This is a genomic window from Leifsonia aquatica H1aii, from assembly GCF_000633535.1.
Lineage (GTDB): Bacteria > Actinomycetota > Actinomycetes > Actinomycetales > Microbacteriaceae > Leifsonia > Leifsonia aquatica_A.
This window is the reverse complement of sequence record NZ_AYMR01000009.1, coordinates 250,609-276,765: the sequence shown is the minus strand read 5'-3', so window position 1 is coordinate 276,765 and position 26,157 is coordinate 250,609. Positions and strand designations below refer to the sequence as shown.

Below are 26,157 nucleotides of genomic sequence, written 5' to 3'. Positions count from 1 at the left end.
GCCGCCGGCATCGCCTTCGTCTTCTGCCTCATCGGCCTCGGCTCCGGCTTCCTCGGCGGCTGGGTCTTCAAGGAGTGGCGCGATGGCCGAGACCTCTGACATCCAGCTCGGCGACGTCGTGACGATCGCCGACGATGCCCACCCGCTCACCTGGGAGGTCATCGACATCAACCCAGACGGGAGCGCCTACGGGCCGCTCTACACCCTGCGCTCCGGCCAGTCCGGCCGCCGCCGCTACGCCACCGAAGACCAGATCAGCCCCTACCGGAGAGTGACATCGTGACCATCGAGTTCAAGCCCTGGCCCAAGATCGCCAGACTCAACCGCAACATCATCGTCACCGAGAAGATCGACGGCACCAATGCGGCCGTCGTCATCGTCGCGGAGACCTTCGGCACATCCGTCAAGGAAGACCCGAACTGCGTCGCCGTCATCCTCGGCACCGACTTCGCCGAAGACGGCTTCCCCAACACCGAGTACCACGTCTACGCCCAGTCCCGCACTCGCTTCATCACCCCCGGCAAGCAGACCGACAACTATGGGTTCGCCGCCTGGGTCGAGAAGAACGCGCAGGCGCTCGTCGAGCTGCTCGGCGAGGGCGCCCACTACGGCGAGTGGTGGGGCTCCGGCATCCAGTCGGGCTACGGCCTCAAGGGCGGCGAGAGGCACTTCTCGCTGTTCAACACTGGTCGCTGGGCTGACTTCGACCACCCGTGGGACGGCACCGACCTCTGGAACGACGACGTGCCCGGCCTCGGCGTCGTGCCCGTACTCTACGAAGGCCCGTTCAGCGAGGCCGCGATCCAGGAGGCGCTCGAGAACCTGCGCACGCACGGCTCCCTGGCCGCCCGATTTGACCGGCCCGAGGGCATCGTCGTCTTCCACACCGCATCGCGCGAGTCGTACAAGGTGACCCTCAAGGGCGACGAAGCACCGAAGGGTCCCGCCGGCCACGCCAAGGACGAGGAGCGCGCCGCGTGACCGCCGCCGAGCCCCGTGCCGTCGTCGGCCAGACCTGGGAGGACTGCGACAAGCGCCAGAAGGGCCGCCGAGGCAAGGTCGTCGACATCACCGAGACGCACGCCATCATGGAGTGGAGCGCCGGCCACCGCACCAAGGTCCGCCTCGACAGAATGCGGCCGACCAGCACGGGCTTCCGCCTCGTCGCCGATGTCGCGATGGAGGAGCCGGTCACCACCCTGCCGGCGCGCATCCTCGTGCAGGTCCGCGACGGAGTGCCGAACCACCTCGTCGACTTCACGGTTCCCGTGTTCGAGACGACTCCCCTCGACCCGACCCACCCGGACACGCTCACCGGGGCCAAGGTCATCCACCGCATCGACGACCGCGCGATCTACGCCGCCCTCGCGCAGGCGCAACGAGACATCATCGACCGGGCGCGCGAGCAGGGCACCTTCAACGGCGCCAACGAGGCATGGCTGCGCGAGACCCTCGAGTGGGTGATCGCGTGAGCGCCGAGATGCCGGAGGTCATGCCGCCCTCCTGGGATGGCACGCCGGAGGGCCTTCGCGTCTCTCTCTGCGCGCTCGACGACCTCGGACTGCCGATGGACCGTCGCAGCATCACCACCAAGCTCCCGAATGACCCCGCAGGGTACGAAGCGTTCGCCGAGAACGTCGGGGCGACCGTGCGCAACACCGTCCTGTACGTGCTCAAGAGCAGGACAGGAGCCGAGCTGTGACCCGCGTCCTCGTCGACCTCGACGACACCATCGCCCACTGGAACCTCCGCTACGACCAGGGCCTCGAGAAGTACGACCGCGCAGGCGCCATCCCCCGCGCCGGCGACATGAAGCAGTTCAACCTCTACGAGGGCCGCAGCGAGACCGAGCAGCTCATCATCTCCGCAGTGATGAACGAGCCCGGCTTCTACCGCGACCTCGAGCCCGTCGACGGCGCCTACGACGCACTCTGGGAGATGCACGACACCGGCCTCGAGGTCTTCCTCGTCACCTCTCCTTGGCTCTCCAACCCGACCTGCGCCAGCGACAAGCTGCACTGGGTGCGCAACTTCCTCGGCGACGACTGGGCGGCGCGCACCGTCATCACCCACGACAAGACCATCGTCGCCGGGGACATCCTCATCGACGACAAGCCGAAGATCACCGGCTACGCCACCCCCTCGTGGCAGCAAGTCATCTTCGACCAGCCCCACAACCAGCACCGCACCGACCTGGTGCGGCTCACGAACTGGCGCGACTGGCGCCTCGCGATCCTGGAGGTCTTCGGACTGTGACTCGATTCATTGGACTCGGCGGCCACCTCGGCGCCGGCAAGGACGCCGTGGCGGACTACCTCGTCCAGTACCACGACTTCACCAAGATCGGCATGAGCGACAGGCTTCTCGTCGCAACTCTCGCCGCCAACCCGTACATCCGGGTGACCCTGCGTGAAGCGCTTCGCCTGCGCTTCTACGTCTGGCCCGGGTTCGCGCGGGCGCGCACCCTCGTGAGCGCGGTCGGCTACGTCGACGCGAAGACCGTCAAGGACTTCCGGCACTTCATGCAGAAGTTCGGCACCGAGGCGGGCCGCGACGTCCACGGCGAGAACGTCTGGGTCGACCTGATCGCCAAGGACATCAGGGCACTGCTCGACGACGGCCAGAACGTCGTGCTCACCGGCGTCCGCTTCCCGAACGAAGTCGACATGGCGAACAGCATCGGCGAGACCTGGTACGTCAATCGCCCGGGCCATGACGGGTCCGGCGGAGGGAAGGGGCACTCCTCCGAGTCGATCAGCGCAGCACACTTCCACCGACTGATCCGCAACGACGGCAGCCTTGACGACTTGCGTCGCCTCGTCTCCTTCACCTTGAGAGAGCCCCAGCACAACGCCTTCGCGCACACCGACCCCGCACCGCCGTACCTGATCGGATAGGTGGCTAATTGACGCCAGGGCTGCGGTAGCCGGCGGAACACGACGTCGGCCGAGACCCATCCCGTGCGGCCGTAGACACGCCGATCTGCTCACTAATGACAAAACGAACGGCCCCCCAAAACTGGGGGGCCGTTTCGTGTCTACGTAGAACGGTTCGGTTAGGCAGAGAGGTTCTGCGCGAGCCCTTCGACGGTGAAGATCGGCTGCGTCCGCGTAGAGACGGTACTCACGGCACTGAGCAGCTCGGATGGGTCGAACTGCATGATCGACTGGGCATCGCGGCGGCCGTTCGGCCTGACCCGCTCCACGAAGAGACTGCCATCGCGGCCCGGATAGAGCAGAACCTCCTGCCCGTCGGTGGTGTGAAGGGACACGATCTGGGTGTTGCGGGTTTGCATGCGTGACGCTCCGAATATTTGGTGAGACTGCGGGTGCTCCTGGCCCCCCGAGGAGCCGGCTATCTGAGCATAGGCACATCCTCAGACAGGGAATTGACTCACTTAAAGAACCGTGGTTCGATTAGTCACACCGCGAACACTCAGGTGTCAGCGGGATGATATATAGACCGCAAAACGCGCAGCCCGCGCACCCCACCACCCTTGACGGGATGAATATGTCACTGAATCTGTCCACACTGCCCGCGGCCACGGGCTACAACACCAAGGAGACCTACTACGGCACTCGGTTCGTCCAGGGCGGTCGTACGAACTACCTCTTGGACCTGTCGCTGCTGCAGATCATGTCCCTCGTCCCGCGGCCGAACCCCGAGGTCCCCACTGTGGGGAACCGCCGCATCAACCCCAAGCACGCGAGCGACTTCGCCACATACCTGCGCGCCACCCCCGAGTGGGTCGTGCCCGGCATCATTCTGCGCACCGAGCGCCCCTTCGAGTTCGAGGCCGCAACCGATGAGGCACACGGCGTGGCCTTCGGCGCCGTCTCCTTCCAGCGCTCCGCGGTTGGCGAGGTCCACATCCTCGACGGTCAGCACCGAATCCTCGGTCTGTACGAGGCCCTCGACGGGATAAACGCCGACGTAGCGAAGATCAGCGAGCTAATCAAGAAGGCGCGCCGCATTGAGGATGGAAATGCTGTCGCCGAGTTCGAGCGCCAGAAGGCGGCGCTCGAGACCCAGGCGGCGCGATTCACCCGCGAGCGCATCCCCGTGCAGATCATGGTGGAGGCCGACCCCCAGAACTACCGTCAGGCGTTCTACGACATTGCCGAGAACGCGAAGGGCATCACGGCGTCCGTCCGCGCACGCTTCGACTCCCGCAAGGCGGTCAACCGTGCGCTCGAGGACATCCTGAGCCACCCGCTGCTCGCGAATCGCGTCGAGACCGAGACCGACCGGCTACCGCAGAAGTCCCCGTACTTCACCACCGCCAAGTACGTCATCGAGACCGTGCGCGCCCTCACGGTCGGCTACGAAGGCCGAGTCGGCAAGCGCGTGGAGGCACAGCTCAACGACAAGGAAATCGAGAAGAACGCCAAGGACTTCTTCGATTCGCTCGTTCGCGCCTTCCCGCCGCTCTACCAGCTCCAGCATGGGCAGATCACGGCCGACGACCTGCGCGCCCACTCGCTCCTTGGCGCTCCGGTCTTCCTGCGCATCCTCGCCGCAACGCGCTACGAGCTGGTGACTGACCACGCCTTCTCGACGGCCATGGTCGAGGAGTTCTTCAAGAAGCTCGCTCCGCACCTCGAGGTGCCCATCTGGGAGGGCTCGATGCTGTTCGAGCAGATCGGCATGCCGAGCTTCATTCCCGGCATGAGCGCTCCCTCGAGCCGCCGCCAGGATGCGGTCGCCGTCGTTGACGCATTCGTCGGTTGGGCTATCGACAAGCCGGACTTCCTGAACGCTGCGCCCACCCCGCGGCCGGCAGAGGCGGAGTTCGACTTCGACAGCCTGACCGAGGAGGAGGCCGACGCCCTCCTTCGCCCCGAGACCGCGGCTGCGCGAGCAGCTCGCGAGACGGGCGACCTGTAGGCCCCCTAGTCCTGCTCGTCGCTCACCGGCCGCCCCGGCGTATCCCGACCGCGCTGGGGCGGTTCGCTGTCTCCTGCCGCCTTTGCGAGTAACTCCTGCTCGATCGCATCCCAATCCAGCGGCGCCGGGTACTGACCCCGGAAACCTTCTTCGTTCGACCTTCCCCATCCCATGTATCGAACATATGTTCGATTGGGGCCGAGCGCAAGCCCAAAACGAGTGTCTTGTCTCGCGACATCGGTGACAGTTCTGTATCAGGAGACCGGCGACAGTTGGTGTCTCAGGACTTCGGTGACGTTGTGGAGTTTTTGGGGCGTGGGCCGCTGGGTCTGCCGTTGCCGACGTAGGTCACCCCGGCGGGTGGGCGGGTGTGCTCGATAAGGATCTCGCCGTCGAGGTTGGAGACGGTGATCGTGTCGCCGTCAACGATGGCTAGGACCTGCTGGAAGCGGTACTGGCCGCCGACGATGTAGGTGACTCGTCCGAGTGTGAACGTGCCGGCGCTGCTCAGGTTTCTGAGGACGACGCCGTCTGGCAGTTCGGTCGGTGCGGGCGCGCGGTGGAAGCGTTTGCTGGCCGTTCGGGCGAAGAGGGGCTGTTCTGGTTTGGGTCGGGGTGCGTCCGCCTTCGGGGTGGCATCCCACGCTGTTTGGGGCGTCGCGCGTCCGGGGAGTCCCTGGTGGGGACGCTGGGTGTTGTAGATGCGGTCGAACGTGTCAACCTGACCCTGGAGCTCTGCCAGGGTGGTTGCCAGGGGTTGCTTGTCGAGGTAGCGGAACAGGGTTTGGTGAAAACGTTCGTTCTTGCCCTGAGTGGTCGGCTTGTAGGGTTTGCCGGTGATGGCCTCGGTTCCTAGGGCGGAGGCGTGTTTCACTAGTTGGCCCAGGATCCCACGACGCGAGGGGTTCAGCGCTGCCCCGTTATCGGACAGGAGCCGTTGGGGCACTCCATGCGCACGAACCCCCTTGTCGAATATCGCCACGGCGGCCTCGGAAGTTTCACCCCATGCGACATGAGAAGCGACTGCGAAGCGGGAGTGATCGTCAATCAGTTGGAAGATGACGCACTTACGGCCACCGGTGAGGACGTACTCGGTGGCGTCGAGTTGCCAGCACGCATTCGGTGCTGGATAGACGAACCGCCGCCATGCCGATCGAGGTTTCTTCTTTGGCTCAAGTTTGGCCACTCCCGCTTCCCGGAAAATTCGGGCCAGCGATGCGATCGAGGGCACACTGTCGATTCCCATCGAGCGCATCCTGTCGTGCACGCTGATGGGCCCGTGGTCCAGACCGGACAATTCCAAGGCGGCTCTCACCTGTAGCGCCTGAGACTTCATGTTGTCCTGAATCCGCGCTGGACTTGACTTCGGACGTCTGGACCGCGGCTCGAGCACTGCCGCCGGCCCCTCCGTCTGCGCGCGTTTTCGTAACTCGTAGAACGACTTGCGTGAGATGCTGTGCTCAATGCAGAACGTCGAGATGGCACCATGCGGCGCATCGTCGGGCCACTGTGCGATCGCGAGACGGATTCGGGGATCGATAGGTTCATTCGCTGTCACTCGATGAGCCTCCCAACCAAACGCTCCTGGCCGTTTGCGTCCGCTGGAGCCGCGGGATTGCGGGCCGTGGTCGGCGGCTGTTACGTTCGCCATCCAGGGGGTAGCTGATCCGATCGCTCCGCAGGGCGGGTGGCGAGCACTGTCAGTTCCATTGGTCTCGACAAGAAAGTTGAAACACAATGCGGATCAGGAAATATCTGGGGGAAGCGGCGATCGTAACGACAGTGATCATGTCGCTAGCACTGTTGGGCGCTGCACCCGCGCTTGCAGACAACGGCGCAGGTGACGTCCTCGGCACGGTGACGAGCGCGACGCCGGAGACTGCAAACAACGCTGCGGCAGTCGCGACGACAGATTCGGGTGAGAACGCGATCGATGCGCAGGTGTCGGGGGCGGATGTCACTGTCCCGATTGACCCGGTTTCGGGCATCACGCTCGGCACCGCGGCGGGCGTGCTGTCGGTGGGGCTGCCTTACGCCGGCGGCGCCAGCAACGTAAACGTCGAGAAAGACGGTGTCGTCTCCTACGACAACAACAACGGCTCCAGCTCGGTCCCCGTAGTCACAACCGACGGCTCGATTCAAATCAACACGGTCATCACCGCTGCAATCGCCCCGAAACGGTATGATTACGCACTCACCGTTCCAGACGGGGGCCAGATACTTCAGGCGGGCGAGGCCTACTTCGTCGTGAACGGTGACGGCGCTACCCTCGCCTACATCGCTGCACCGTGGGCGAAAGACGCTAACGGCGTAGCCGTCCCCACGCACTACGAGCTGAATGGCAACACGCTCACCCAGGTCGTAGACTTCACCGCCACGACAGCGTTCCCGGTGGTCGCAGATCCGTCGGTTACCTGGCTGTGGTGGGGTAGGACGGCGAAATTCACTAAGGCAGAGACGAAACAGGCCGCCGACTTCGCCAGCGCCGGGCAGATGTTCTCCTATCTCTGCATCATCGGCGGGCTTGCTGGTGCGGCCTGTACTACTGTGGCAAACCTGGGTTTCCAGATCGTCAAGAACGCCGCCACCAACGCCCTCAAGGCAGGACGTTGCATCCAGTTGAACATTCCATACGTCGGACCGGGGCTGATCTACGATGTCAAGTGCTAAAGAACCGAAGTCGCTTTACTACCTCGTAGAGGACTTCTTCGTGTCGTTGCTCGTCGGCGCGGCCATGGCCGCCGTCCTGGTGATGCTCAACGCCACGATGCAGGCAATCCTCGCGACCGCGCTCGGAGCACCAGGCCTCTACTTCCTCGGACAGAGATACCGGCGGCTGCGTTCTCGCAAGCAGGCCCCAGCACGCATCAACCACCCGACCTAACCAAGACGGTGAAAACCGAATAGACGATTCCGGAGGGGTGCGAGCCTTTGCTCGCACCCCTCCCTCATGGCCGCTGCAATGCCGGAGTCACGAGAACAACCAGCGCCCCCGCCATGAAGTGTCACCACCAAGACCACCCAAACTGTCACCGATGTCCTGATACAGAACCGTCACCCATCTCCTGCGACATGACACAAGCCCAAAACGAGAGCCCCGGCCGAGTTCAAGTCGACCGGGGCTCTCGCCACCCGTTTCCTGGGAGTTTCCCGAGAGCCACCCTAGAGTAGTCGCGTGGCAGAAGTCCAGAAGTACGAGCGCGGTCTCGCGAACGGTCCCCTCGACCGGAAGCTCCTGCGCGCCGCCTCTGACGGCCTCAGCCCCAAGGAGATGTCGCAGGCCGTCAATGGCGTGGTGTCGCCTGAGCAGGCCGCACAGCGCGTCCGAGACCTGCTCGAGAATCGCAACTGGCTCACGTACTTCGAGCAGGAACAGCTCCTCCTCGAGTCGATCAACGACATCATCTCGAGCCTGCGCACGGGAATCGAAGCCGGAAGCGTCCAGCACATCAACACGGCGCTCAAGGCGCTCAAGATGAAGCAGGACCAGATCAACAAGAACCGCATCGACCCGGAGAAGCTCGCCAACCAGGTCCGCGAAGGCCAGGCCCGGATCATGCTCGCGGCGATCCAGGTCGCCATGCTCGCCGCCGCCGACGAGCTGGCGCGTCGTCACGACGTCCCGACCGCCGAGGTCCAGGAGGTCTTCCTGCTCAAGCTCCCGGCCGCCGTCGAGACGGTCGAGAAGAGGATCGAGCAGCAGTGAGCATGGCGGTCGCCGACGCCGGCTGGCTCACAGACCTCCTCCCCCACGTCGAGGACGGTCTGCGCGCCGACGCACGCAAGGCGAAGTACATCACCGACCCGGTGCTGTGGGCCAAGGACATCCTCGACGTCGACCTGTGGTGGAAGCAGCAGGAGATTGCCTACGCCATCGCCATCGGCAAGAAGAAGTCCGTCGCCGTGCGCGCCGGCCACGGTGTCGGCAAGTCGTTCCTCTCCGCCGTGCTTGTGTGCTGGTGGATCGACGTGCACCCGCTCGGCTCCGCATTCGTGGCGACCACCGCTCCATCAGCCGCACAGGTCAAGGCGATCCTCTGGCGCGAAATCCGTGGACTCATGGCGAAGTCGATCGACCGCCACAAGGAGTTCAAGCGCCTGCAGGCCGAGGGCAAGGACACCGCCGGCTACCCGGACCACCAGCTCCCCGGCTACATCACCGGCAACGACGAGTGGAAGACCTCGCTCGGCGTGCTCATCGCCCAGGGTCGCAAGCCGCCGGACCATAAGGAGGACGCCTTCCAGGGCATCCATGCCCAGTACGTCCTCGCCATCGGCGACGAGGCGGTGGGCCTGAACGAGGCGATGATCGACTCGCTCTCCAACATCACCTCGAACGACACCTCGCGCCGTCTGCTGATCGCCAACCCGACGAACCCAGCGTCGCGACTGGGTGCCATCTTCTCCGGCAAGATCAACGAGAAGACCGGCGAACCCTACGGCGTCTCCTGGGATTTGCACGCTATCTCGGTGCTCGACTCCCCCAACTTCCACGGAGGCGGGCTCTGCGCCGACGACTGCCCGCGCAAGGCCGAACACGACCTCCTGCCGCTCGGCCTCGGGCTCTCCGCCGAGGCACTGCGCTCGCTCTCCGGCCCCACTTACGTCGAGGAGAAGCGCCTCGAGTACGGTGTCGACTCCCCGCGCTTCCGCTCCCGGGTGCTCGGCATGTTCGCCTACGACGAGGGCAACAACCTCTTCTCGGAGTACGCGCTCGGCAAGGCTCGGGACGCCGAGTGCTTCATCCCGGACGATAGCCGGCGCTTCCTCGGCGTCGACGTCGCCCGCGCAGAGTCCGGCGACTCGACCTTCCTCTACCTCTCCGAGTCCGGCCTCATGTACGAGTGGGTCGAGACCGTCCACGATGACGGCCACGTCACGAGCGAGCTGGGGAACGTCTCCGATGTTGAAGGCGCGCGCATTCGCTACGTCGACAGCTTCCGGGGCAAGCCCTTCACCGACCGCGTGGAGAACGACCCCAACGGCGGACTCCTGCACACGGTCGGCCAGGCCACGCTCATCCATCAGCACGCCGTCAACCTGGGCGTCCAGCAGGTCCGAATCGACGGCTCGGGCATCGGCCAGGGCCTCATCGACGCCCTGTTCTCCGTCGCCGGCGCCAATCCGCCGTACACCATCATCTCGATGCTCGGTTCGCGCTCGGCGCCCGATCCCAACGTGCACAAGAACGATCGCGCCTTCCAGTACGACAAGATGCGCGACCGCATGGAGAAGGGGCTCATCGACCTCGATCCCGAGGATGCGCTACTCCTCGAGCAGCTCGGCGACATCCTCTACGAGGTCGCGCCGCCCTACAACGCCATGCTCATCGAGAGCAAGGAGTCAATGAAGAAGCGAGGCGTCAAGTCGCCCGACGCGGCAGACACGTGCATCTACGCCTCAGCCCTCCTTCCCGGGCTCGACGACCCCGTGAACAAGATGAAGAAGGGCACCACGGTGATGCGCGACCCCTTCGAGATGCTCAACATCCGACGGAACGCAGTGGGAACCCCTCTTTAGTTTCTGGGAAAACCCTGAGAACTGACTGTAAGATCGCTGGCGTGAGTGAAGAAGTCGTTGTAGCCGAGCTGGTGCTCCAGGAAGACCGCCTTGCCGCCCTCGAGGCGGTGCTCGACCGAGAGCAGGCGGTATCGCAGGGCCTCCGCGAGCAGCTCCGCTGGAACGCCATGCTCGAGGCGGAGGACGTCGGCTGGTCCAAGGTCTTCGGCACCTCCGAGGTGTCCACCGGGCCTGACCTCGACCAGCTCAAGGAATGGTCGCGCAAGATGCGCAACGCTCTCGGGAACGTCCACATGCAGCGCGGTCTCCGCCTTCGCACCAACAACATCTGGCGCGGCGGCATCCACTACAACGACGACGCGCTCCCCGAGGGCTCCGGCATCAAGAAGCAGACGGCGAAGTACGTCCGCGATCCCCTGAACCAGCACGCCTTCTTCGGCGCCCAGGCGCATGACGAGCGTGAGAGCGCCCTCTACACCGACAGCATCTACCTCGTGCTCGGCGACCCCTCAGACCACTCCCTCGAGCCCTGGTCGCTCGAGTACGTTGGCGCGATCCAGGTGAACCCGCGACGCCCCGACGAAATCATCGCCTACCGGATCGACTACGACGACTACTCGACCGTCGACGCCCAGACCGGCGCCCCGAAGGCCGTCAAGGAGTGGCACTACACCGACCTCGCATACGACCGCCGGAACAGGCCCGGCTTCCAGGTCATCGTCAAGGAGGGTGAGAAGGCCCCCGACGCCCGAGTGATCTTCGACATGCACGTCAACTCGCAGGTCGGCTGGGCGTTCGGCGTCCCCGACGCGCTCACCGCGTTCGCCTGGGCGAAGGTCTACCGCGACTTCATCATGTCGGGCAAGGTCATGTCCGACGCCATGGCGCAGTTCGCCTTCCAGGTGGCCGCCGGCACCAAGAAGGAGACCGAGAACGTCGCCGCCCGCATCGCGCAGCCCTCCGAGGCGGGCTCCACGCTCATCGGCGCGAACGCGCTGGTGCCACTTCCGACCGCCGGCAAGGGCTACGACTTCGACTCCGGCCGCAGCCTCCTTGCGATCGTCGCCGCCGCCCTCGAGGTCTCCGTCGTCTCCCTGTCGTCCGACCCCGGCTCCGCGGGCTCGAGCTACGGCTCGGCCTCGACCCTCGACCTGCCCACGCGACTCGCCATGGAGGCTCGCCGCCAGCGCCACATCGACTTCGACCGTCGCATCCTCCTCTGGATGGGTGCCGACGCGGAGAAGCTGCAGGTCACGTTCTCCTCTCTCGACGACGCCGCGGACCAGTACCGCGAGCTGCAGGCGCTGATCCTTGCGCTGAATAGCGGGCTGTTCAACCCCGAGCCGATCGAAGCCCGCATCTCGGAGCTGCTCGAAATCACCGGCAACGAAGTCCCGGACGGCTGGATGAGCCCGAACAACCTCAAGAGCCTCAAGCTCCAGGCCAAGGCGAAGGCCTCCGCCGCGCCCGCCGACCAGGGCGCCTCAGGCGACGCAGGCAAGCAGGCCGCCAACCCCGAGCAGGGCAAGAACAAGGGCACCGGCGACAACGGCGCGAAGGGCAACGACCTGCGATCGGACAAGGTCTCGAAGTAGCGGATTCGCGTTTTCTGGAAGTTTCCTGGGAGCTACCTTAGAGTTGGCTGCGTGAAGGACATTCTGCTCTGCGAGACCGCCCAGGCGGCCAAGACCGCTGACGGTCGCTGGCGCGCAGTCCTCGCCGTCCCCGGCCAGGGCTCGAGCGGCTTCTACGGCGCCGAGATGCTCAAGCAGTACGGCCCGCTCGCGTTCCCCGCCGGCACCAAGGCGTACATCAACCACGACTGGAAGCGCGACCCGCGAGACATCCTCGGCCACTACCCCGAGGGCGCGTACTGGGACCCCGAGGAGGGCGCCAACGGCGCACTCGTCGCCGAGCTGCACGTCCTCCCGCGCCACCAGGAACTCGTCGACGAGGTGGCCCCGCTCGCGGGCCTCTCGATCTACGCCATGGGGCGCATGGACGAGGCGGGCAACATCACCGAGCTGGTCTACCACCGCACCAACTCCGTCGACCTGGTGAGCGAAGAGGGCCTCGAAGGCTCCGGTCTCGCCGACAAGCTTTCCGAGCGCGCCCTGGCGCTGTTCGAGAACCACAGACGTACTGCCGCCTCGGCAGACGAGAGAGAGAAGGACATGACCCCCGAGCAGATTGAGGAGGCGGCCGAGAAGGCCGTCGCCAAGGTTCTCGCCCCGGTCCTCGCGTTCGTCTCCGACCAGAAGCAGGCGGCTGAGGCCGCAGCGGCTGCCGCGGGCGACGAGCCCAAGGCCCCGACCGTCAAGGAGGCTGTCCAGGCGTTCGCCGCAGCGTCCAAGGCGATCAAGGACGCCGAGCTGCTCCCCGCCCAGGAGGCCGCGCTGCTCGCGCGCGCCGAAGAGGGCGCGGACATCACTGCTGACCTGGCGGAGGCCGTGAAGATCAAGGACGAGGCCATCGCGCACGTCACCGAGGCGGCCCGGCCGGCCGCGAGCGGGCGCCGGTTCGACGCCGGCGCCGACAACGACAGCTACTCGCTGGGACTGAGGTTCTGACCATGGGCGCACAGGTTTACGCAAGCATCCCCGGCACCCAGGAAATCTGGGACTTCACCAAGGCCGTCAAGCCCGGCGAGGCCGCCATGAACCACGGCCGCGCGGGCGTCGTGCTCTCCGGCACCCCCGGCTCGACCAAGAGCGTCCAGCTCGTCGGCGGGCTGACCATCTCGGGCATCCGCCAGCCGGACAACGGCCAGGGCGCGCTGCGATCGACCGTCGAGACGACCGGCACCTTCGACTTCGCGGTCGTGGGGGCCACCGGCACCGAGAAGACCGGCGTCCCGGTCTACTTCGTCGTCGCCGACGAGACGCTGACGCTGACCAAGGTCGACGACGCCACCACGCCGGGCTTCGGCGTGGTCAACCTCCCCGAGGGCTTCCGCTACCGCGGCGTCCTCCCCGTCAAGATCGGAGTCGTGGTCAAGTGACCCTCGCACAGTTCAAGGAGCGGACGTACGAGAACGCGTTCACGCTCGACCGTCGTCTGCACCCGCAGCCCGGCGTCACCAAGGCCAAGGTCAAGGAGGCGCAGAAGCTCTTCCGCTCCGCCATGCAGGGCGACTTCATCGCGGACGCCAAGCTCCGCGAGGCTGTCGTCTCGACCGACGCCTCCGTCAACCTCACCCACGCAATCAACCTGGAGTTCGTGCCCCAGTACGACCGCGAGGTGCACGAGCTGGGCGCCTGGGCCGGCACCCGCACGGTGAAGGACTTCCGCCCGGTCTACCTCTACTCGCTCTACTGGGGCGAGGGTGACGAGACCCCCGAGGGGTCGGAGTACAACCAGTCGCTCCTGCGCGGTTCCGCGCTCGGCGAGCACGGTGAGGCCCCGATCATCCCCGAGGGCGGGCTCTACCCGCTCGTCTCGCTCAAGGGCGGCCTCGAGAGCTTCTACCAGAAGCTCGCGAAGCGCGGTCTGCGGTTCGACTGGACCTGGGAAGCCCAGATCAACGACACCGTGGGCTTCTTCGAGCAGATTCCGGGCGAGCTGATGTCGGTGTCGGTCGACGGCAAGATCGCGGAGTTCTTCGACGCGCTCCTGTCCGTGACCAACGCCTCGCAGCTCGCCGGCGGCTCGGCACCGGACGGCACCGTCATCCCGGCGAAGGCGAAGCTCTCCCCGGAGGCCGTCGAGCAGGCCATCTACGAGCGTTCGCGCCGCAAGGTCCTGGGCAACCGGATCGGCGAGGCGTCCTCGTACAACCTGTTCGTGCCGATCGGCACCAAGCGCTTCTGGGACTTCCAGATGCAGCGCAAGGTGCTGCGCGTCGTCGACGGCGGCTTCGTCGAGGACGGCGCCCGCTACAACCACTCCTCGCTCTCGAACGTGACGCTCATCGAGCACGAGCGCATCGAGGACGGCACGTGGTTCCTCGTGCCGACGCCGGGCTCGACCCGCCGGCCGGTCATCGAGTTCCTCAAGCTGCGCGGCTACGAGACCCCGGAGCTGCGCGTGCAGAACCTGCAGGGCTCGTACGTCGGTGGCGGCTCGATCAGCCCCTTCGAGGGCTCCTTCGAGAACGACTCGCTGGCCTACCGCCTGCGCGACATCAACGGTGCGGTCCTCTGGAACGAGAACCTCATCATCTGGTCGGACGGCACCGGCGGCCCGATCCAGTTCCCGACCCTCGCGGCCGGGACGGACGCCCCGTAACCAGCACCTAAGAGAGAGGCCCTCGGCAACACGCCGGGGGCCTCTCCCTTTTGCTGGCTATTCCGGCGAACCTGGGAGTATCCTGAGAGAGCAAGTAGGCCCCTCCTCCTCTTGCAATGGTCCCCCGGCGTCGAGCAACCGCTCCGCCGGGGGACTGACCATTCTGGGAGATTGCTGGGAGCTGGCCTAGAATGAGGCCGTGGCGAACTCTGGAACCTTCCCCCTCGACAAGGCGACCGATGTCGGCCGCGTGCGCCTGGTGCTCGGCGACACCGAGGCCACCGGCGTCGTCGACGGCAAAGGCGACTACGCCTACTGGTCCGACGACTCGATCGACGTCGCCCTCGTGCTCGAGGACGGCAACATCCTGCGCGCGTGCGCCGTACTCGTGGAACAGCTCGCCGTCGCGCTCACGGTCGCCGGTCAGTCGATCAAGGCTGACGACTTCTCGATCAACACCCTCGGCAAGGGCGGAGACCTGCTGGACGCAGCCGCTCGGTATCAGGCTCGCGCGGACGTCGCAGAAGCGCGGGCTGGTCGCGAGGAGGCTGGCAGCTTCGCGGTCGTCAGCACCACGACGATCCACCACCCCCAGCACCTCGGTATCGAGAGCTGGGGCTCGCTCTAGCCCTCAGCGGCCAGTCGCCGCTCCGCCTCCTTCTGGGCGCGCAAGTCGCGCTCAGCGCGCAGGATTGCGTCCTGCTCCATCTCGGCCTCGAGCTGGGCGATTCGCGGCGCTAGCTTGCGGCGCTGGCGCTCTGAGATGGGTCGTCCGCCGGCAGCTCGTCCAGCCGCGCCGATGACGACCCACGCGAGCAGGCCGATCAGGGCGACGGCGATGATGATGAGCAGTACGGCGATCACGAGATGAGCATACGCTGGATGGTGCCCCTGGAGGGATTCGAACCCCCGGCCTGGTGCTTAGGACGCACTCGCTCTTCCGCTGAGCTACAGAGGCGGATGCCCCGAGTCTACGGGGCGAGGCCGACACTCTCGGGTTCGCTGCACAGCCGGCCGATGCCCCTGGATTCCCGAACTTACTCCGAACATTCAGCGGAAGAAATCGGAAACTAGAGGAAACATCAGGAAGTCAAAATCAGCGTAATTCCGCGGAAGTGGAAGGGTTAGGAAGGCTCAGGAAGTCGCACTGATATTCAGTCCGAGAAACTGTGCAACCACTCCATGCCCTCCGCTGCCTTGCGCCCGCCTGCGAGGTCGACGAATCGCTCCTCGAGCGTCTGCTCGCCGCGCACCTCGTCGATCGTCCCGGCCGCGAGGACCTTCCCCTGGACGATGATCGCGACGCTGTCGCAGACGCGCTGGATCATGTCCATGCCGTGACTGGAGAGCACGACGGTGCCGCCCGCCGCGGTGTAGCGCTGGAGGATGTCGACCACGTTCGCGGCTGAGACGGGATCGACGGATTCGAAGGGCTCGTCGAGCACGAGGAGGCGCGGCGAGTGGATCATCGCAGCGGCCAGGGCGATCTTCTTCGTCATCCCGGCCGAATAGTCGGTGACCAGGCGGTCGAGGGCGTCCTCGATGCCGAACGCCGTCGCCAGGTCGGCCGAGCGGGCTCGCACGGTCTTGCCGCTGAGCCCGCGCAGGGTCCCGGCGTACTGCAGGAATTGCGCGCCGGTCAGCCGGTCGAACAACCGGAGGCGGTCGGGCAGCACGCCGATGACGTGCTTGGCGCGCACGGGATCGGCCCACGCGTCGACACCGTGGACCACGACGGCTCCCGCGTCCGGGCGCAACAGCCCGGTGACCATCGACAGCGTGGTGGTCTTGCCCGCACCGTTCGGGCCGACGATCCCGTAGAAGGAACCCTCGCGCACGTCCAAGCTGACGTCGTCCACCGCGACGGTGTCGCCGAAGCGCTTCCGGAGGCCCGTGACGGCGAGCACGGAGGGTCGGGTGTCGGGCGCCGGGGCATGCACGGTCTCGGGCTCGGCTTTCGTCGCCGTCGTCGTGCGCGGCTTCGGAGGTGTACTGCGCTTCCGCGGCGCCCGTGTGCTCGTGCCCGTCGCGGCCGCCGCGGTCTTGGCGGGCGCACGCCGGGGCGCCGGACGCGCTGCGGCCGGTGCATCCGCCCCGTCGATGGTGCTGTCGGTCATGCTCTCCCCCGTGTCCCCCTGGTCGACCGTGCGCTCGACCGGGACGACCGGGCCCTCGACGGGCTCGGCGCCGCTCTGCTGCGCACGCTCGGAACTCACTCCGCTAACGTACCAAGACGCTCGGGGTTGGGGACCCCTCCAGCGGATTTCGGACCGTCGCCGCACCTCTGAAACACCTGTGAGGAACATAACGACCCCACAACGACATCCGTCAACCCCTGCCCCCGGAAAGGGGCCCTCGCTATTCTGGTCGAGGCATGAAGGGGTGTCGATACGCGTAAGCGCTGATGAACCCTGGGTGAACCCATCCCAGTCCCGGCGAACGGCCACGAAGCCGCATCGTCCGTCCGCGCGGATTCCAAGGAGACGATAGTGACGACCCAGGTAGTGATCCTCGCGGCCGGGATGGGCAGCCGCCTCGGCCGCAGCCTTCCGAAGCCGCTGACCGAACTGAGCGACGGCCGCACCATCATGCAGCAGCAGTTCGACAACATCCACGCGGCTTTCGGTTCCGACGTCAAGGTCACGATCGTCGTCGGCTACAAGCTCGAGCACATCATCGAGGCGTTCCCGGACGCCGAGTTCGTCTACAACGAGCAGTACGACCAGACCAACACCTCCAAGAGCCTCATGCGCGCCCTGCAGGCGTCGACCTCCGGCGGCGTGCTCTGGATGAACGGCGACGTCGTCTTCGACCCCGCCGTCCTGGTGCGCGGCGCGGCGATGGTCAACCGCGACCAGACCTTCGTCACCGTCAACACCTCGTCGGTCGCCGACGAGGAGGTCAAGTACACGACGGGCCCCGAGGGATACATCCACGAGTTGTCCAAGACCGTCACGGGCGGCCTGGGCGAGGCCGTCGGCATCAACTACATCTCGAGCGCCGACAAGGCCGGACTGCTGCGCCAGCTGCAGCGCGTCGGGGACCAGGACTACTTCGAGCGCGGTATCGAGCTCGCCATCGAGCAGGACCGCCTGCTGGCCGAGCCGGTGGACATCTCCGACCTCTACGCCGTCGAGGTCGACTTCCAGGAGGACCTCGAGCGGGCCAATCTTTTCGTGTAGTCGTGGCCGCGTGGACATCTCACGCGGCTTCGATCAATACGATGGGTACTCGTGACCAGTTCTTCCCGTGAGGTGCGCCCGGCGCAGCGGACCCCGTTCGCCCGCTACCGGCACTCACTCTGGCTGCTGACCAAGCGCGATCTGCGCGTCCGCTACTCGACCAGCGCCCTCGGCTATCTGTGGTCGATCCTCGATCCGCTCGTGATGAGCGGGATCTACTGGTTCGTCTTCACGGTGATCTTCCACCGCGGCGTCGGTGAGGAGCCGTACATCGTCTTCCTCCTCGCGGCGCTGCTGCCGTGGATGTGGTTCAACGGCGCCGTCTCGGACAGCACGCGGGCCTTCCTGCGCGAGGCCAAACTCATCCGCTCGACGATGATTCCGCGCACGATCTGGGTCAACCGGATCGTCGCGTCCAAGGGGATCGAATTCCTGCTCTCGCTGCCCGTGCTCGCGGTGTTCGCGATCGCGACGGGCGCGAAGGTCACCATCGACATCACGCTCTTCCCTCTCGCCGTCCTGATCCAGACCGTCCTCACCGTCGGCGTCGGCCTCCTCATCGCACCGTTGGTGGTGCTCTTCCGCGACCTCGAGCGAGTGGTGAAGCTCGTCCTGCGCTTCCTGTTCTACGCGTCGCCGATCATCTACAGCGCGCGCGATCTGCCGGGAGGCTGCGGGGGCGCGACCGTCGCGGCCAAGCACTGCGCCGCCTACGTCGCGACCCACCCCGGGGCGCAGGCCGACACCCTGTTCTCCTTGCACTTCTGGTCGGCGTTCAATCCGTTGACGGGCATCTTCAGCCTGTACCGGGCCACGTTCTTCGCCCAGGAGCTCGACTGGTACCTGGTCGGTGTCAGCGCCGGCATGTCCCTGCTGATCCTGCTCGTCGGCTGGTTGGTGTTCCGACGCTACGAGCGCGACGTGCTGAAGGAGATCTGAGTGTCCGCCGTCATCGAGGTCACCGGGCTCGGCGTCCGATTCCGCCGCAATCGCGGCGCCCGCCGGTCATTCAAGGATCTGTTCGCTTCGCGCCAGCGTCGCACCCGTCCCTCCGATTTCTGGCCGTTGCGGGATGTCTCGTTCCGGGTCGAGTCCGGCGAGGCCATCGGGGTCGTCGGCCGCAACGGACAGGGCAAGTCGACGCTGCTCAAGCTCGTCGCTGGGGTGCTGCTCCCGGACGAAGGGACCGTGCGTGTGCACGAGGGCGTCGCTCCCCTGATCGAGATCACCGGGGGATTCGTCGACGACCTGACCGTGCGCGACAACGTGTACCTCACCGCCGGGCTGCACGGCATGACGCGCGCGCAGATCGACGCGCGATTCGGTGAGATCATCGACTTCGCCGAGATCGGCGACTTCGTCGACACGCCGTACAAGCACCTCTCGAGCGGGATGAAGGTGCGCATCGCGTTCTCCGTCATCTCGCAGCTGGAAGAGCCGGTCCTGCTCGTCGACGAAGTGCTCGCCGTCGGCGACCGCGGATTCCGGGAGAAGTGCTACCGCCGCATCGACGAGCTCCTCGCGGGGGGCCGGACCCTCTTCTTCGTCTCCCACAACGAGAAGGACCTGCGGCGATTCTGCGCACGTGGCCTCTATTTGGACAAGGGTGGGCTCGTCCTCGACGGCCCGATCTCGGAGGTCCTCGACCTGTACAACCAGGACTACGGCAGCTGAGAAGACCCTGATCACGTCCGGTTTTCCGAGAGGCACGGAACCCTCCACAGAAAGAATTCCGACGAGTTGTCCCCCGATGTGGCTTATGTGCCCGATTCGAGGGCGGGAGCGTCGGACGAGGTGGCTACTCTCGGCGGCATGAGACATCTACGAGACCTTCGCAGTCCCCGCCCCTCGCTCGGGCCCCGACGCTTCGCCTACCGGGTGCCCTGGCACGTCGATCGTTCGACCGCCCCGCATTACCGGATCGTGAACACCAGCCGGGAGGTGCTCCGTGGCGTCAGCATCTGCATCGCCGGCAGCGCCCGGCTGCACCTGAGCGGCCCCACGTCTGTACGCCCGGGCGAGTCGGTGCGCGCGAGCCTCTCCGGTGGCGACCCGGCCCGTGACACCCTGCTCGTCGTGCGCTGGTTCCCGCCCGACGGCCGTGAGTACCTCTGGCAGATCGCGTTCTGACCGGCGCGCACCCGGGAGCGGTGCGACACCGCCCCCCCGCGGCGCCGGTCAGCCCGCCGCGCTCTCCCGTGCCCGGATGAAATCGGCAGCGGTGAGCACGCCGCGATCCTCCGGCAGGTGGTCGGCGGTGATCCCGGCCGTCAGCACCGCGAGGTCCTGGCCGAGAACGCTGGCGATCCGGAGCACGGTGAGAAAGCTGGGGTTGGCCGTGCCGCGCTCGATCTTGCCGTAATTCGTCACGTGCATCTGGGCGAGCTCGGCCACGGCCTCCTGACTGAGGCCCAGCTCGACGCGGGCGTTCCGGATCCGTTCTCCGAAGATTCGTGCGGCGGGCGAGAGGGAATCGATCATCCATCATTCCTAATATCTCCAGCACCATCGAGCCAGAGCCCGAGCGCCTGGTGCCCATCCGCCTCAGGAGACGAGTGCGTGAAACACATGTATTGGTGTGAGGCTCGAACGCTCCAGGTCGAGCGCCTACACTCGGTAGCGATGGCCAAGAAGCAGCGACCGTATGTCTCCGTGACCGGTGGCCCCCCGCAGGGCGGAGACACTCCCCGACTCGTCGACGCCACACTCGACCGCTTCCTCGGCGTGCAGCGACCGGTCGTCATCGCCCACCTGCGCTCGCTGCGGCGCCGGCATCCCGAAGCGACGGGACCGCAGCTCGCCGCCCTGCTCGAGCGGCGCTATCTCGCCGCCGTCACGACCGGCGGTGCCGCGGTGGGCGCGACCGCGGTCATCCCCGCCATCGGAACGGGGATCACCCTCGCCCTCTCCGGCCTCGAGACTGCCGGCTTCCTCGAGGCGACGGCACTCTACGCGCAGTCCCTCAGCGAGCTCCACGGCATCGCCGTCGACGATCCGCAGCGTGCCCGCGCCCTCGTCCTGACCATGATGCTCGGCCGGGAGGGGTCTGATCTCGTCCGCCAGCTCGCCCGCCAGGTCGGCGGGGGCAGCGTGACCCGCACCGCGTACTGGGGGGAGCTCGTCACCTCCACGCTCCCCTCCATGGTCGTCGGACCGCTCGCCGACCGGCTGAAGACGGTCTTCCTGCGCCAGTTCGCCCTTCGTGGCGGTGCCGGGATCCTCGCTCGGGCCATCCCGTTCGGCGTCGGCGCGGTCGTCGGCGGCGCCGGGAACAACATCCTCGGCCGACGCGTCGTGCAGAACTCCCGTCTGGCGTTCGGTCCGGCACCGATCGTCGTTCCGGAGTTGCTGACGCCGATCGACCGGCCGGGCGCTGTTCTCCGGCTCGGGCGGGCGACGGGTTCGCGGGTGGTCCGGGTGGGATCGGTGCTGCGCGGGGCTGTCCCCGGGCGTCGGAGCGCGCCGTCCGCACCGGTGGCGGGGCCCCGCGAGCTGGAGGCGCCGGACGACGGCACCCGCGAAGCAGAGGACCCGTCTCCGGCCGTCTGAACGCTGAACGCTGAGGAGTCAGACGACGGGCGGCCGTCCGGCCCGCGTCATGCGCCACACCGTGCGCCAGCGGAGCGGCCTGCGCTCACCCGGATCGGACCGCCAGCCCTCGGACCAGCCGGCGAACCAGGCCCGCAGCACGGCGGGCTTGCGGAACCAGCGCAGCAGTTGGATTCCGGTCCAGGACCCGACGTAGAACGGCACCAGGACGACGGGGAGGTTCCTGCGCGCCAGCCACACGCGGTTGCGGGCGTTGAGCCGGTAGTAGTAGGCGTGACGCGTGGGCGAGACGGCCGGGTGCTCCGCGAGCAGGTCGCCCGCGTACCAGACGCGGAGGCCCTGATCCCACACCTTCCAGGCGAGGTCGATGCCCTCGTGGGCGTAGAAGAAGGGCTCGGCCCAGCCGCCGGCCCGTTCGAAGACCGAGCGCGGCAGCACGATGGCCGCTTCGAGCACGGAGAAGACGTTGCTCGACGAACCGGGGTCGCCCTTGCGGATGCGCGGGATCCACCGGCGCGGCGACTCCCCGCCATCGGGATCGGCTAGGCGCGGCTGCAGCATCCCGATCGACGGATCGTCGGTCAGAATGCGGATCGCGTCGGCGAGGAACGTCGGCGACGGGATGCTCGCGTCGTCGTCGAGGAAGAACAGCCACTCCCCGGTGACCAGCGGCACCCCGCGGTTGCGCCCCGCGGGGATGCCGATGTTCTCGGGCAGTGCCAGCCCGGCGACGCCGTCGGGCAGGGGCAGGTCGGCCGTCGCCGGGTCCCAGCCGTTGCCGACCACCACGATGTCGGTCCGGACGCCCTCCTGCGCGGCGACCGAGGCGAGGCCGTGCAGCAGCGCCTCGGGCCGGGTGCCCTGGGTGAGCACCACGACGCCGACGGCGGGCAGGTCAGCCACGGACGCGCCGGGAGGCCATGATCGCCACGAAGTGCCCGATCACCGCGAGCAGGGCGAGCGGAACGAGCGCCGAGAGCAGGATCCGGTCCGCGAGCACCGGACCGATGAACAGGCCCACGATCGCGAACACGAAGATCACCATCGTGAGCTCGACCGAGTGGTAGAGCCGGTGGAAGGGCAGGAACCGCGCGGCGCGGCGCAACGAGGCGATGAGGCCGTTGGTGGGCGCGTATGCGGCCTGCGTGTCCGCCAGCTTGGGGAGCCCGGCGTTCGCGCGCGCGACGCGCACCATGTCGTTCAGGGCCTTGTTGAGGACGATCAGCAGCGCGAGGAGGGTGCCGAGGTTCGTCCACAGGAGGTCCTGCGGCGCCTCGAACGGGAAACCGGCGGCCCGCACGCCCAGCACGATCGCGATGAGGGTCTCGGTCGTGTAGTGGCCGACGTTGTCGAGGAAGATGCCGGCGGGCGACGACGTCCGGCGCCAGCGCGCGACCTCGCCGTCGCAGCAGTCCACCAGCATCTGCAGCTGGCCGAGCACCAGGGCGAGCGCGGCTCCCCCGATCCCGGGGATGAGCAGGCTGGCGGCGGTCGCCCACCCGGTCAGGATCATGAGCCCGGTGACACCGTTGGCCGAGATCGAGGTCTTGAGCAGGAGCCAGGTCAGGTACGGCGAGAGCGTGCGCAGGTACAGCGACGCCGTCCAGTGCTCGGCGTTGCGTCGGCCGCGGACCTCGGGCGGCTGAGCGACCGCCTTCAGCTCGGCGATCGAGGACGGCCGGGTGTACCGCGCCTCGCTTCCCTGTGCTGACATGCCTACCTTCCCGTGTGGGCCGTGATGTTGCGCGTGAGGGAGAGGTATCCGAGGACGAATCCGATCCCCCAGCAGAAATGGATGCACGGCAAGACTATGAGAAACCAGAGGAAGGGACGAAAACCGTCACGCCGGCCCCAGAGCAGCGCGGAGACGACGACGATCAGCACGTAGAACGCCGGGGCGACGAAGCCCCACAGCAGCCAGGGTGCGGTGCCGAGAGCGTCCTGGACGATGCCTGCGATCCCGAGGAGGGTTCCGACGGCCACACCGAGCACCATGACCGGAGGGGCGAAGTAGCGCAGGCCGTTCGAGGCCGGGAAGCGGCGGGCGAGCTCGCCGCGCCAGATGCCCGTGGAGAAGAACTGGCGCCCGAGGCGGTAGAGGTTGGGGCGCGGGCGGTAGGTGACCGTGAGATCCGGAGTGAACCAGACGAGACCTCCGGCGGCCCGGATGCGCCGGTTGAGCTCCCAGTCCTGGCCGCGCTTGATCTCCTCGTCGAAGAGCCCGACCTCCAGGAGCCGATCGCGGCGGAAGACCCCGAGGTAGACCGTCTCGGCCGGGCCGGCGGCACCGCCGACGTGGAGCTTGGTCCCGCCCAGCCCGACACGGCTGCCGTACGCACGGGCGACCGCCCGCTCGAAGTCGGTGGTGCCCTGGGCGTCCATCAGGCCGCCGACGTTGTCCGCCCCGGTCTCGAGGATCGTCTCGACCGCGATACGCGTGTAGTCGGTCGGCAGCACGCTGTGGGCGTCCACCCGCACGACGATCGGGTGGTGGGACTCGCGGATCGCCAGGTTGAGGCCGGCCGGAGTGGACCCGACCACGTTGTCCACGACCAGGATGCGCGGGTCGACGGAGGCCAACTCGGCGACCAGTTCGGTCGTGCCGTCGATGCTCGGGCCGAGCGCGATGGTGACCTCGATCGGTCCGTCGTAGTCCTGGGCGAGGAGGCTGTCGACCGCGGCGCGCACGTGGGTGGCCTCATTGAGCACGGGCATCACGTACGAGACACCGGGGAGGGTGTTCGGGGTGTCGTCCGGCATGCGTTCCATTCGTGATCTCGGGTCCGCCCGAGCCTACCAGCCGGTGACTGAGCGGCCCCGGAACGGCGAGAGGCCGCCCCGTGACGAGCACGGGGCGGCCTCTCGGTCTGCGGGGCGGATCTCAGTTGGTCGTGAGCGAACCGAGGGTCACCGAGGTGGTCTTCGTCTGACCGTCGCGGATGTAGGTCAGGTCTGCCGAGGCGCCTGCGGCCAGGGCCCGCACCTGGGCGGTCAGGTCGGTCGCGTCGGTGATCGGAACGCCGTTGAAGTTGACGACCACGTCGCCGGCCTTGAGACCGGCGGAGGAGGCGGCGCCGCCCGAGGTCACGTCCTTGATCAGGGCGCCGACGGTGGTCGCCTTGCTGTCGGAGCTGGCATCGGCGACGGAGGCGCCGAGCAGACCGTGCGTGGCGCTGCCGTTCTTGATCAGTTCGTCGGAGACGCGCTTGGCCAGGTTGGCCGGGATCGCGAAGCCGACGCCGATGCTGCCCGACTGGCCGCTCGAGTCGCTGCTGCTACCGCTCGCGCTCGCGATCGCGACGTTGACGCCGATCAGCTCGCCCTTGCTGTTGAGGAGCGCACCTCCCGAGTTGCCCGGGTTGATCGACGCGTCGGTCTGGATGACCGGGAGCGAGATCGTGCCCTGGGACGACGACTGCTGCTGCTGCTGGGAGCCGCTGCCGCCCTGCCCGGGGAAGTCGAAGTTGAACGGGTTCTGCGAGCTGCCGTTGCCGTCCGAGGACCCGTCGCTCGACTTCGGCGCCGCCGAGGAGGCGATGCTGATGCTGCGATTGAGCGCGCTGACGATGCCGTCGGTGACGGTTCCGGAGAGGCCGAGCGGCGCGCCGATCGCGACGGCGGTGTCGCCGACGTTCAGCTTGCTGGAGTCGGCGAACGTCATCGGCGTCATGCCGGACGCGCCGTCGAGCTTGATGACAGCGAGGTCGGTCGTGGGATCGGTCCCGACGATCTTCGCCGAGTAGATCTTGCCGTTGTTGTCGGTGACGCTGATGGACACGTCGGAGGCCGCGCCGTCGAGGGTGACGACGTGGGTGTTGGTGAGGATGTAGCCGTCCGAGGTGAGGACGATGCCCGAACCCGTGCCGCCCTCGCTGGAGGCCGTCACCGAGATGGTGACCACGCTCGGCGAAGCCTTCGCGGCGACCGCCGTCACGGTGGTCGCGTTGTTGGCGTCGTTGACGGTGATGTTCTGCGGGCCGGAGACCGTCTTGATCGTCGCGTTGTTGGACGTGGTGGCGGAGTAGATCCCGACGCCCGCACCGGCGCCGGCGAGCCCGCCCACGAGGGCGCCGATCGCCAGCGTGGCGATGATCAGTCCGGTGCTGCGCTTCTTGGCCGGGCGTTCCGCGCCCGGGGCGGGGGTGCCGGGGGCCGCGGCGTACGCGTGCTGGTGGGTGTGCGGTGCGTAGGGTCCAGGAGCGGCTCCGGCATAGGCCGGCTGACCGAACGAACCGTTGCCGTAGTCGGGCTGCTGCGCGGTCGGCTGGGCACCGTACGGCTGCTGCGGGGCGAGCGGCTGCGTCGGCTGGGTCTGGTGGTGGGCCGCAGGCGTACCGGGCTGCGCGGCGGGAGCCGTCCAGCCGGCGGGGGCGACCGGGCCGGAGGGGGCGACCGGGCCGGCCGGGGCGACGGCTGCAGGCGCGGCCGGCTGCTCCACGACGAGCGGAGCCGGCGTCTCGACCACGGGAGCGGCCGGAGCGGCCGGCGTCTCTGCGGCGGGAACGGCCGGGGCGACGGGTGCCGCAGGGGCCGCGGGTGCCGGCTCGGGCGCGGCGGGCGCCGCGGCCGCGACGCCGTCGGTCGTCGGGGTGTCGGTGGAGGCGGTGGTGCCAGCATCCACGACCGCGTCGGTGTCGGCGTCGTGCTGGGCCTTCGCGGGCTCCGGGGTGATCGGGGTGTCGGTCATGGTGTTGCTCCTTCCAAGCACAGACAGCTTGGGACGCGAACCTGGGTGTTCTATTTGCGCCCCCTGTGGGCTGCCTACTGCCTGTCGATGACTCTCCTTAACGTA

The 26,157-nt window shown here is 67.2% G+C and carries 30 protein-coding genes and 1 tRNA gene; 21 read left to right on the top strand and 10 right to left on the bottom strand.

Features of this window, described 5'->3' with window-relative positions; genetic code table 11:
- Window positions 1-82 precede the first annotated feature (82 nt).
- The 6 genes from U870_RS0109695 to U870_RS0109670 are packed head-to-tail and all read left to right on the top strand — an operon-like array spanning window position 83 to window position 2,897.
- Window positions 83-283 (top strand): hypothetical protein, encoded by a 201-nt coding sequence (locus U870_RS0109695; protein WP_025157202.1) that lies wholly within the window; start codon window positions 83-85, stop codon window positions 281-283.
- Complete coding sequence (locus U870_RS0109690) at window positions 280-981, top strand: RNA ligase family protein (protein WP_025157201.1); 702 nt, start codon at window positions 280-282, stop codon at window positions 979-981. The genes U870_RS0109695 and U870_RS0109690 overlap by 4 nt, the downstream gene beginning before the upstream one ends.
- The gene (locus U870_RS0109685) at window positions 978-1,472 is read left to right on the top strand and encodes a hypothetical protein (RefSeq protein ID WP_025157200.1); all 495 of its coding nucleotides are present in this window, start codon (window positions 978-980) and stop codon (window positions 1,470-1,472) included. The genes U870_RS0109690 and U870_RS0109685 overlap by 4 nt, the downstream gene beginning before the upstream one ends.
- Window positions 1,469-1,702, top strand: a complete 234-nt coding sequence (locus U870_RS0109680; protein ID WP_162819122.1) for a hypothetical protein — start codon at window positions 1,469-1,471, stop codon at window positions 1,700-1,702. The genes U870_RS0109685 and U870_RS0109680 overlap by 4 nt, the downstream gene beginning before the upstream one ends.
- Window positions 1,699-2,256, top strand: a complete 558-nt coding sequence (locus tag U870_RS0109675; RefSeq protein ID WP_025157198.1) for a 5' nucleotidase, NT5C type — start codon at window positions 1,699-1,701, stop codon at window positions 2,254-2,256. The genes U870_RS0109680 and U870_RS0109675 overlap by 4 nt, the downstream gene beginning before the upstream one ends.
- Complete coding sequence (locus U870_RS0109670; RefSeq protein WP_025157197.1) at window positions 2,253-2,897, top strand: hypothetical protein; 645 nt, start codon at window positions 2,253-2,255, stop codon at window positions 2,895-2,897. The genes U870_RS0109675 and U870_RS0109670 overlap by 4 nt, the downstream gene beginning before the upstream one ends.
- Window positions 2,898-3,055: 158 nt before the next feature.
- Here the strand turns inward: U870_RS0109670 and U870_RS0109665 are convergent, their stop codons facing one another.
- Window positions 3,056-3,295: a hypothetical protein gene (locus U870_RS0109665; RefSeq protein WP_025157196.1), complete on the bottom strand. Its 240-nt coding sequence runs from the start codon at window positions 3,293-3,295 to the stop codon at window positions 3,056-3,058.
- Between the two features lie 215 nt (window positions 3,296-3,510).
- On the opposite strand from U870_RS0109665, the gene U870_RS23110 reads away from it, so the two are divergent.
- On the top strand, window positions 3,511-4,887 hold the full coding sequence (locus U870_RS23110; protein ID WP_025157195.1) for a DNA sulfur modification protein DndB: 1,377 nt from the start codon (window positions 3,511-3,513) through the stop codon (window positions 4,885-4,887).
- A gap of 280 nt (window positions 4,888-5,167) precedes the next feature.
- Here U870_RS23110 and U870_RS0109655 read toward each other — a convergent pair whose 3' ends face one another.
- Window positions 5,168-6,445 (bottom strand): IS481 family transposase, encoded by a 1,278-nt coding sequence (locus U870_RS0109655; protein ID WP_025157194.1) that lies wholly within the window; start codon window positions 6,443-6,445, stop codon window positions 5,168-5,170.
- Between the two features lie 179 nt (window positions 6,446-6,624).
- Between U870_RS0109655 and U870_RS23105 the strand changes: the two genes are divergently transcribed.
- From U870_RS23105 to U870_RS0109610, 9 genes are all read left to right on the top strand, one after another.
- Window positions 6,625-7,557: a hypothetical protein gene (locus tag U870_RS23105; protein WP_025157193.1), complete on the top strand. Its 933-nt coding sequence runs from the start codon at window positions 6,625-6,627 to the stop codon at window positions 7,555-7,557.
- Window positions 7,558-7,597: 40 nt separating this feature from the next.
- Window positions 7,598-7,771, top strand: coding sequence for a hypothetical protein (locus U870_RS24340; protein WP_162819121.1), 174 nt, complete (start codon window positions 7,598-7,600; stop codon window positions 7,769-7,771).
- Window positions 7,772-8,062: 291 nt separating this feature from the next.
- Window positions 8,063-8,593 (top strand): hypothetical protein, encoded by a 531-nt coding sequence (locus tag U870_RS0109640; RefSeq protein ID WP_025157192.1) that lies wholly within the window; start codon window positions 8,063-8,065, stop codon window positions 8,591-8,593.
- Window positions 8,590-10,407: a hypothetical protein gene (locus tag U870_RS0109635; protein ID WP_025157191.1), complete on the top strand. Its 1,818-nt coding sequence runs from the start codon at window positions 8,590-8,592 to the stop codon at window positions 10,405-10,407. Before U870_RS0109640 ends, U870_RS0109635 begins: the two co-directional genes overlap by 4 nt.
- A 41-nt stretch (window positions 10,408-10,448) precedes the next feature.
- Entirely contained in the window at window positions 10,449-12,002 is a 1,554-nt protein-coding gene (locus tag U870_RS0109630) for a hypothetical protein (protein WP_162819120.1), read from the top strand.
- Between the two features lie 51 nt (window positions 12,003-12,053).
- On the top strand, window positions 12,054-12,977 hold the full coding sequence (locus U870_RS0109625; protein WP_025157189.1) for a hypothetical protein: 924 nt from the start codon (window positions 12,054-12,056) through the stop codon (window positions 12,975-12,977).
- 2 nt (window positions 12,978-12,979) lie between these two features.
- Window positions 12,980-13,408 carry a hypothetical protein gene (locus U870_RS0109620; protein ID WP_025157188.1) on the top strand — a complete coding sequence of 143 codons (429 nt, stop codon included), beginning with the start codon at window positions 12,980-12,982 and terminating at the stop codon, window positions 13,406-13,408.
- On the top strand, window positions 13,405-14,634 hold the full coding sequence (locus U870_RS0109615) for a hypothetical protein (protein ID WP_025157187.1): 1,230 nt from the start codon (window positions 13,405-13,407) through the stop codon (window positions 14,632-14,634). Before U870_RS0109620 ends, U870_RS0109615 begins: the two co-directional genes overlap by 4 nt.
- A gap of 199 nt (window positions 14,635-14,833) precedes the next feature.
- A complete protein-coding gene (locus U870_RS0109610) occupies window positions 14,834-15,262 on the top strand; it encodes a hypothetical protein (protein ID WP_025157186.1) in 429 nt (142 codons plus the stop codon).
- On the opposite strand, the gene U870_RS0109605 is transcribed toward U870_RS0109610, so the two are convergent.
- From U870_RS0109605 to U870_RS0109595, 3 genes are all read right to left on the bottom strand, one after another.
- Window positions 15,259-15,498, bottom strand: coding sequence for a hypothetical protein (locus U870_RS0109605; RefSeq protein ID WP_025157185.1), 240 nt, complete (start codon window positions 15,496-15,498; stop codon window positions 15,259-15,261). The genes U870_RS0109610 and U870_RS0109605 overlap by 4 nt on opposite strands.
- A 19-nt stretch (window positions 15,499-15,517) precedes the next feature.
- Window positions 15,518-15,592, bottom strand: a tRNA-Arg gene (locus tag U870_RS0109600).
- 196 nt (window positions 15,593-15,788) lie between these two features.
- A complete protein-coding gene (locus U870_RS0109595; protein ID WP_052357683.1) occupies window positions 15,789-16,751 on the bottom strand; it encodes an ABC transporter ATP-binding protein in 963 nt (320 codons plus the stop codon).
- A gap of 372 nt (window positions 16,752-17,123) precedes the next feature.
- Between U870_RS0109595 and U870_RS0109590 the strand changes: the two genes are divergently transcribed.
- From U870_RS0109590 to U870_RS24845, 4 genes are all read left to right on the top strand, one after another.
- Window positions 17,124-17,816, top strand: coding sequence for an NTP transferase domain-containing protein (locus U870_RS0109590; protein WP_025157183.1), 693 nt, complete (start codon window positions 17,124-17,126; stop codon window positions 17,814-17,816).
- A 51-nt stretch (window positions 17,817-17,867) separates the two neighbouring features.
- Window positions 17,868-18,755 (top strand): ABC transporter permease, encoded by an 888-nt coding sequence (locus tag U870_RS0109585; RefSeq protein WP_025157182.1) that lies wholly within the window; start codon window positions 17,868-17,870, stop codon window positions 18,753-18,755.
- Window positions 18,756-19,490 (top strand): ABC transporter ATP-binding protein, encoded by a 735-nt coding sequence (locus U870_RS0109580; protein WP_025157181.1) that lies wholly within the window; start codon window positions 18,756-18,758, stop codon window positions 19,488-19,490. It begins immediately after the preceding gene.
- 138 nt (window positions 19,491-19,628) lie between these two features.
- A complete protein-coding gene (locus U870_RS24845; protein WP_240183668.1) occupies window positions 19,629-19,946 on the top strand; it encodes a hypothetical protein in 318 nt (105 codons plus the stop codon).
- 48 nt (window positions 19,947-19,994) lie between these two features.
- Here the strand turns inward: U870_RS24845 and U870_RS0109570 are convergent, their stop codons facing one another.
- On the bottom strand, window positions 19,995-20,297 hold the full coding sequence (locus U870_RS0109570; protein ID WP_025157179.1) for a helix-turn-helix domain-containing protein: 303 nt from the start codon (window positions 20,295-20,297) through the stop codon (window positions 19,995-19,997).
- 141 nt (window positions 20,298-20,438) lie between these two features.
- Between U870_RS0109570 and U870_RS0109565 the strand changes: the two genes are divergently transcribed.
- Window positions 20,439-21,365 (top strand): hypothetical protein, encoded by a 927-nt coding sequence (locus U870_RS0109565; protein WP_025157178.1) that lies wholly within the window; start codon window positions 20,439-20,441, stop codon window positions 21,363-21,365.
- 18 nt (window positions 21,366-21,383) lie between these two features.
- Here the strand turns inward: U870_RS0109565 and U870_RS0109560 are convergent, their stop codons facing one another.
- From U870_RS0109560 to U870_RS0109545, 4 genes are all read right to left on the bottom strand, one after another.
- Window positions 21,384-22,268 carry a glycosyltransferase family 2 protein gene (locus tag U870_RS0109560; RefSeq protein WP_025157177.1) on the bottom strand — a complete coding sequence of 295 codons (885 nt, stop codon included), beginning with the start codon at window positions 22,266-22,268 and terminating at the stop codon, window positions 21,384-21,386.
- Window positions 22,261-23,079: a CDP-alcohol phosphatidyltransferase family protein gene (locus tag U870_RS0109555; RefSeq protein WP_025157176.1), complete on the bottom strand. Its 819-nt coding sequence runs from the start codon at window positions 23,077-23,079 to the stop codon at window positions 22,261-22,263. Before U870_RS0109555 ends, U870_RS0109560 begins: the two co-directional genes overlap by 8 nt.
- 2 nt (window positions 23,080-23,081) lie before the next feature.
- On the bottom strand, window positions 23,082-24,125 hold the full coding sequence (locus tag U870_RS0109550; RefSeq protein ID WP_025157175.1) for a glycosyltransferase family 2 protein: 1,044 nt from the start codon (window positions 24,123-24,125) through the stop codon (window positions 23,082-23,084).
- Between the two features lie 121 nt (window positions 24,126-24,246).
- On the bottom strand, window positions 24,247-26,052 hold the full coding sequence (locus tag U870_RS0109545) for a trypsin-like peptidase domain-containing protein (protein ID WP_025157174.1): 1,806 nt from the start codon (window positions 26,050-26,052) through the stop codon (window positions 24,247-24,249).
- Window positions 26,053-26,157: the final 105 nt, after the last annotated feature.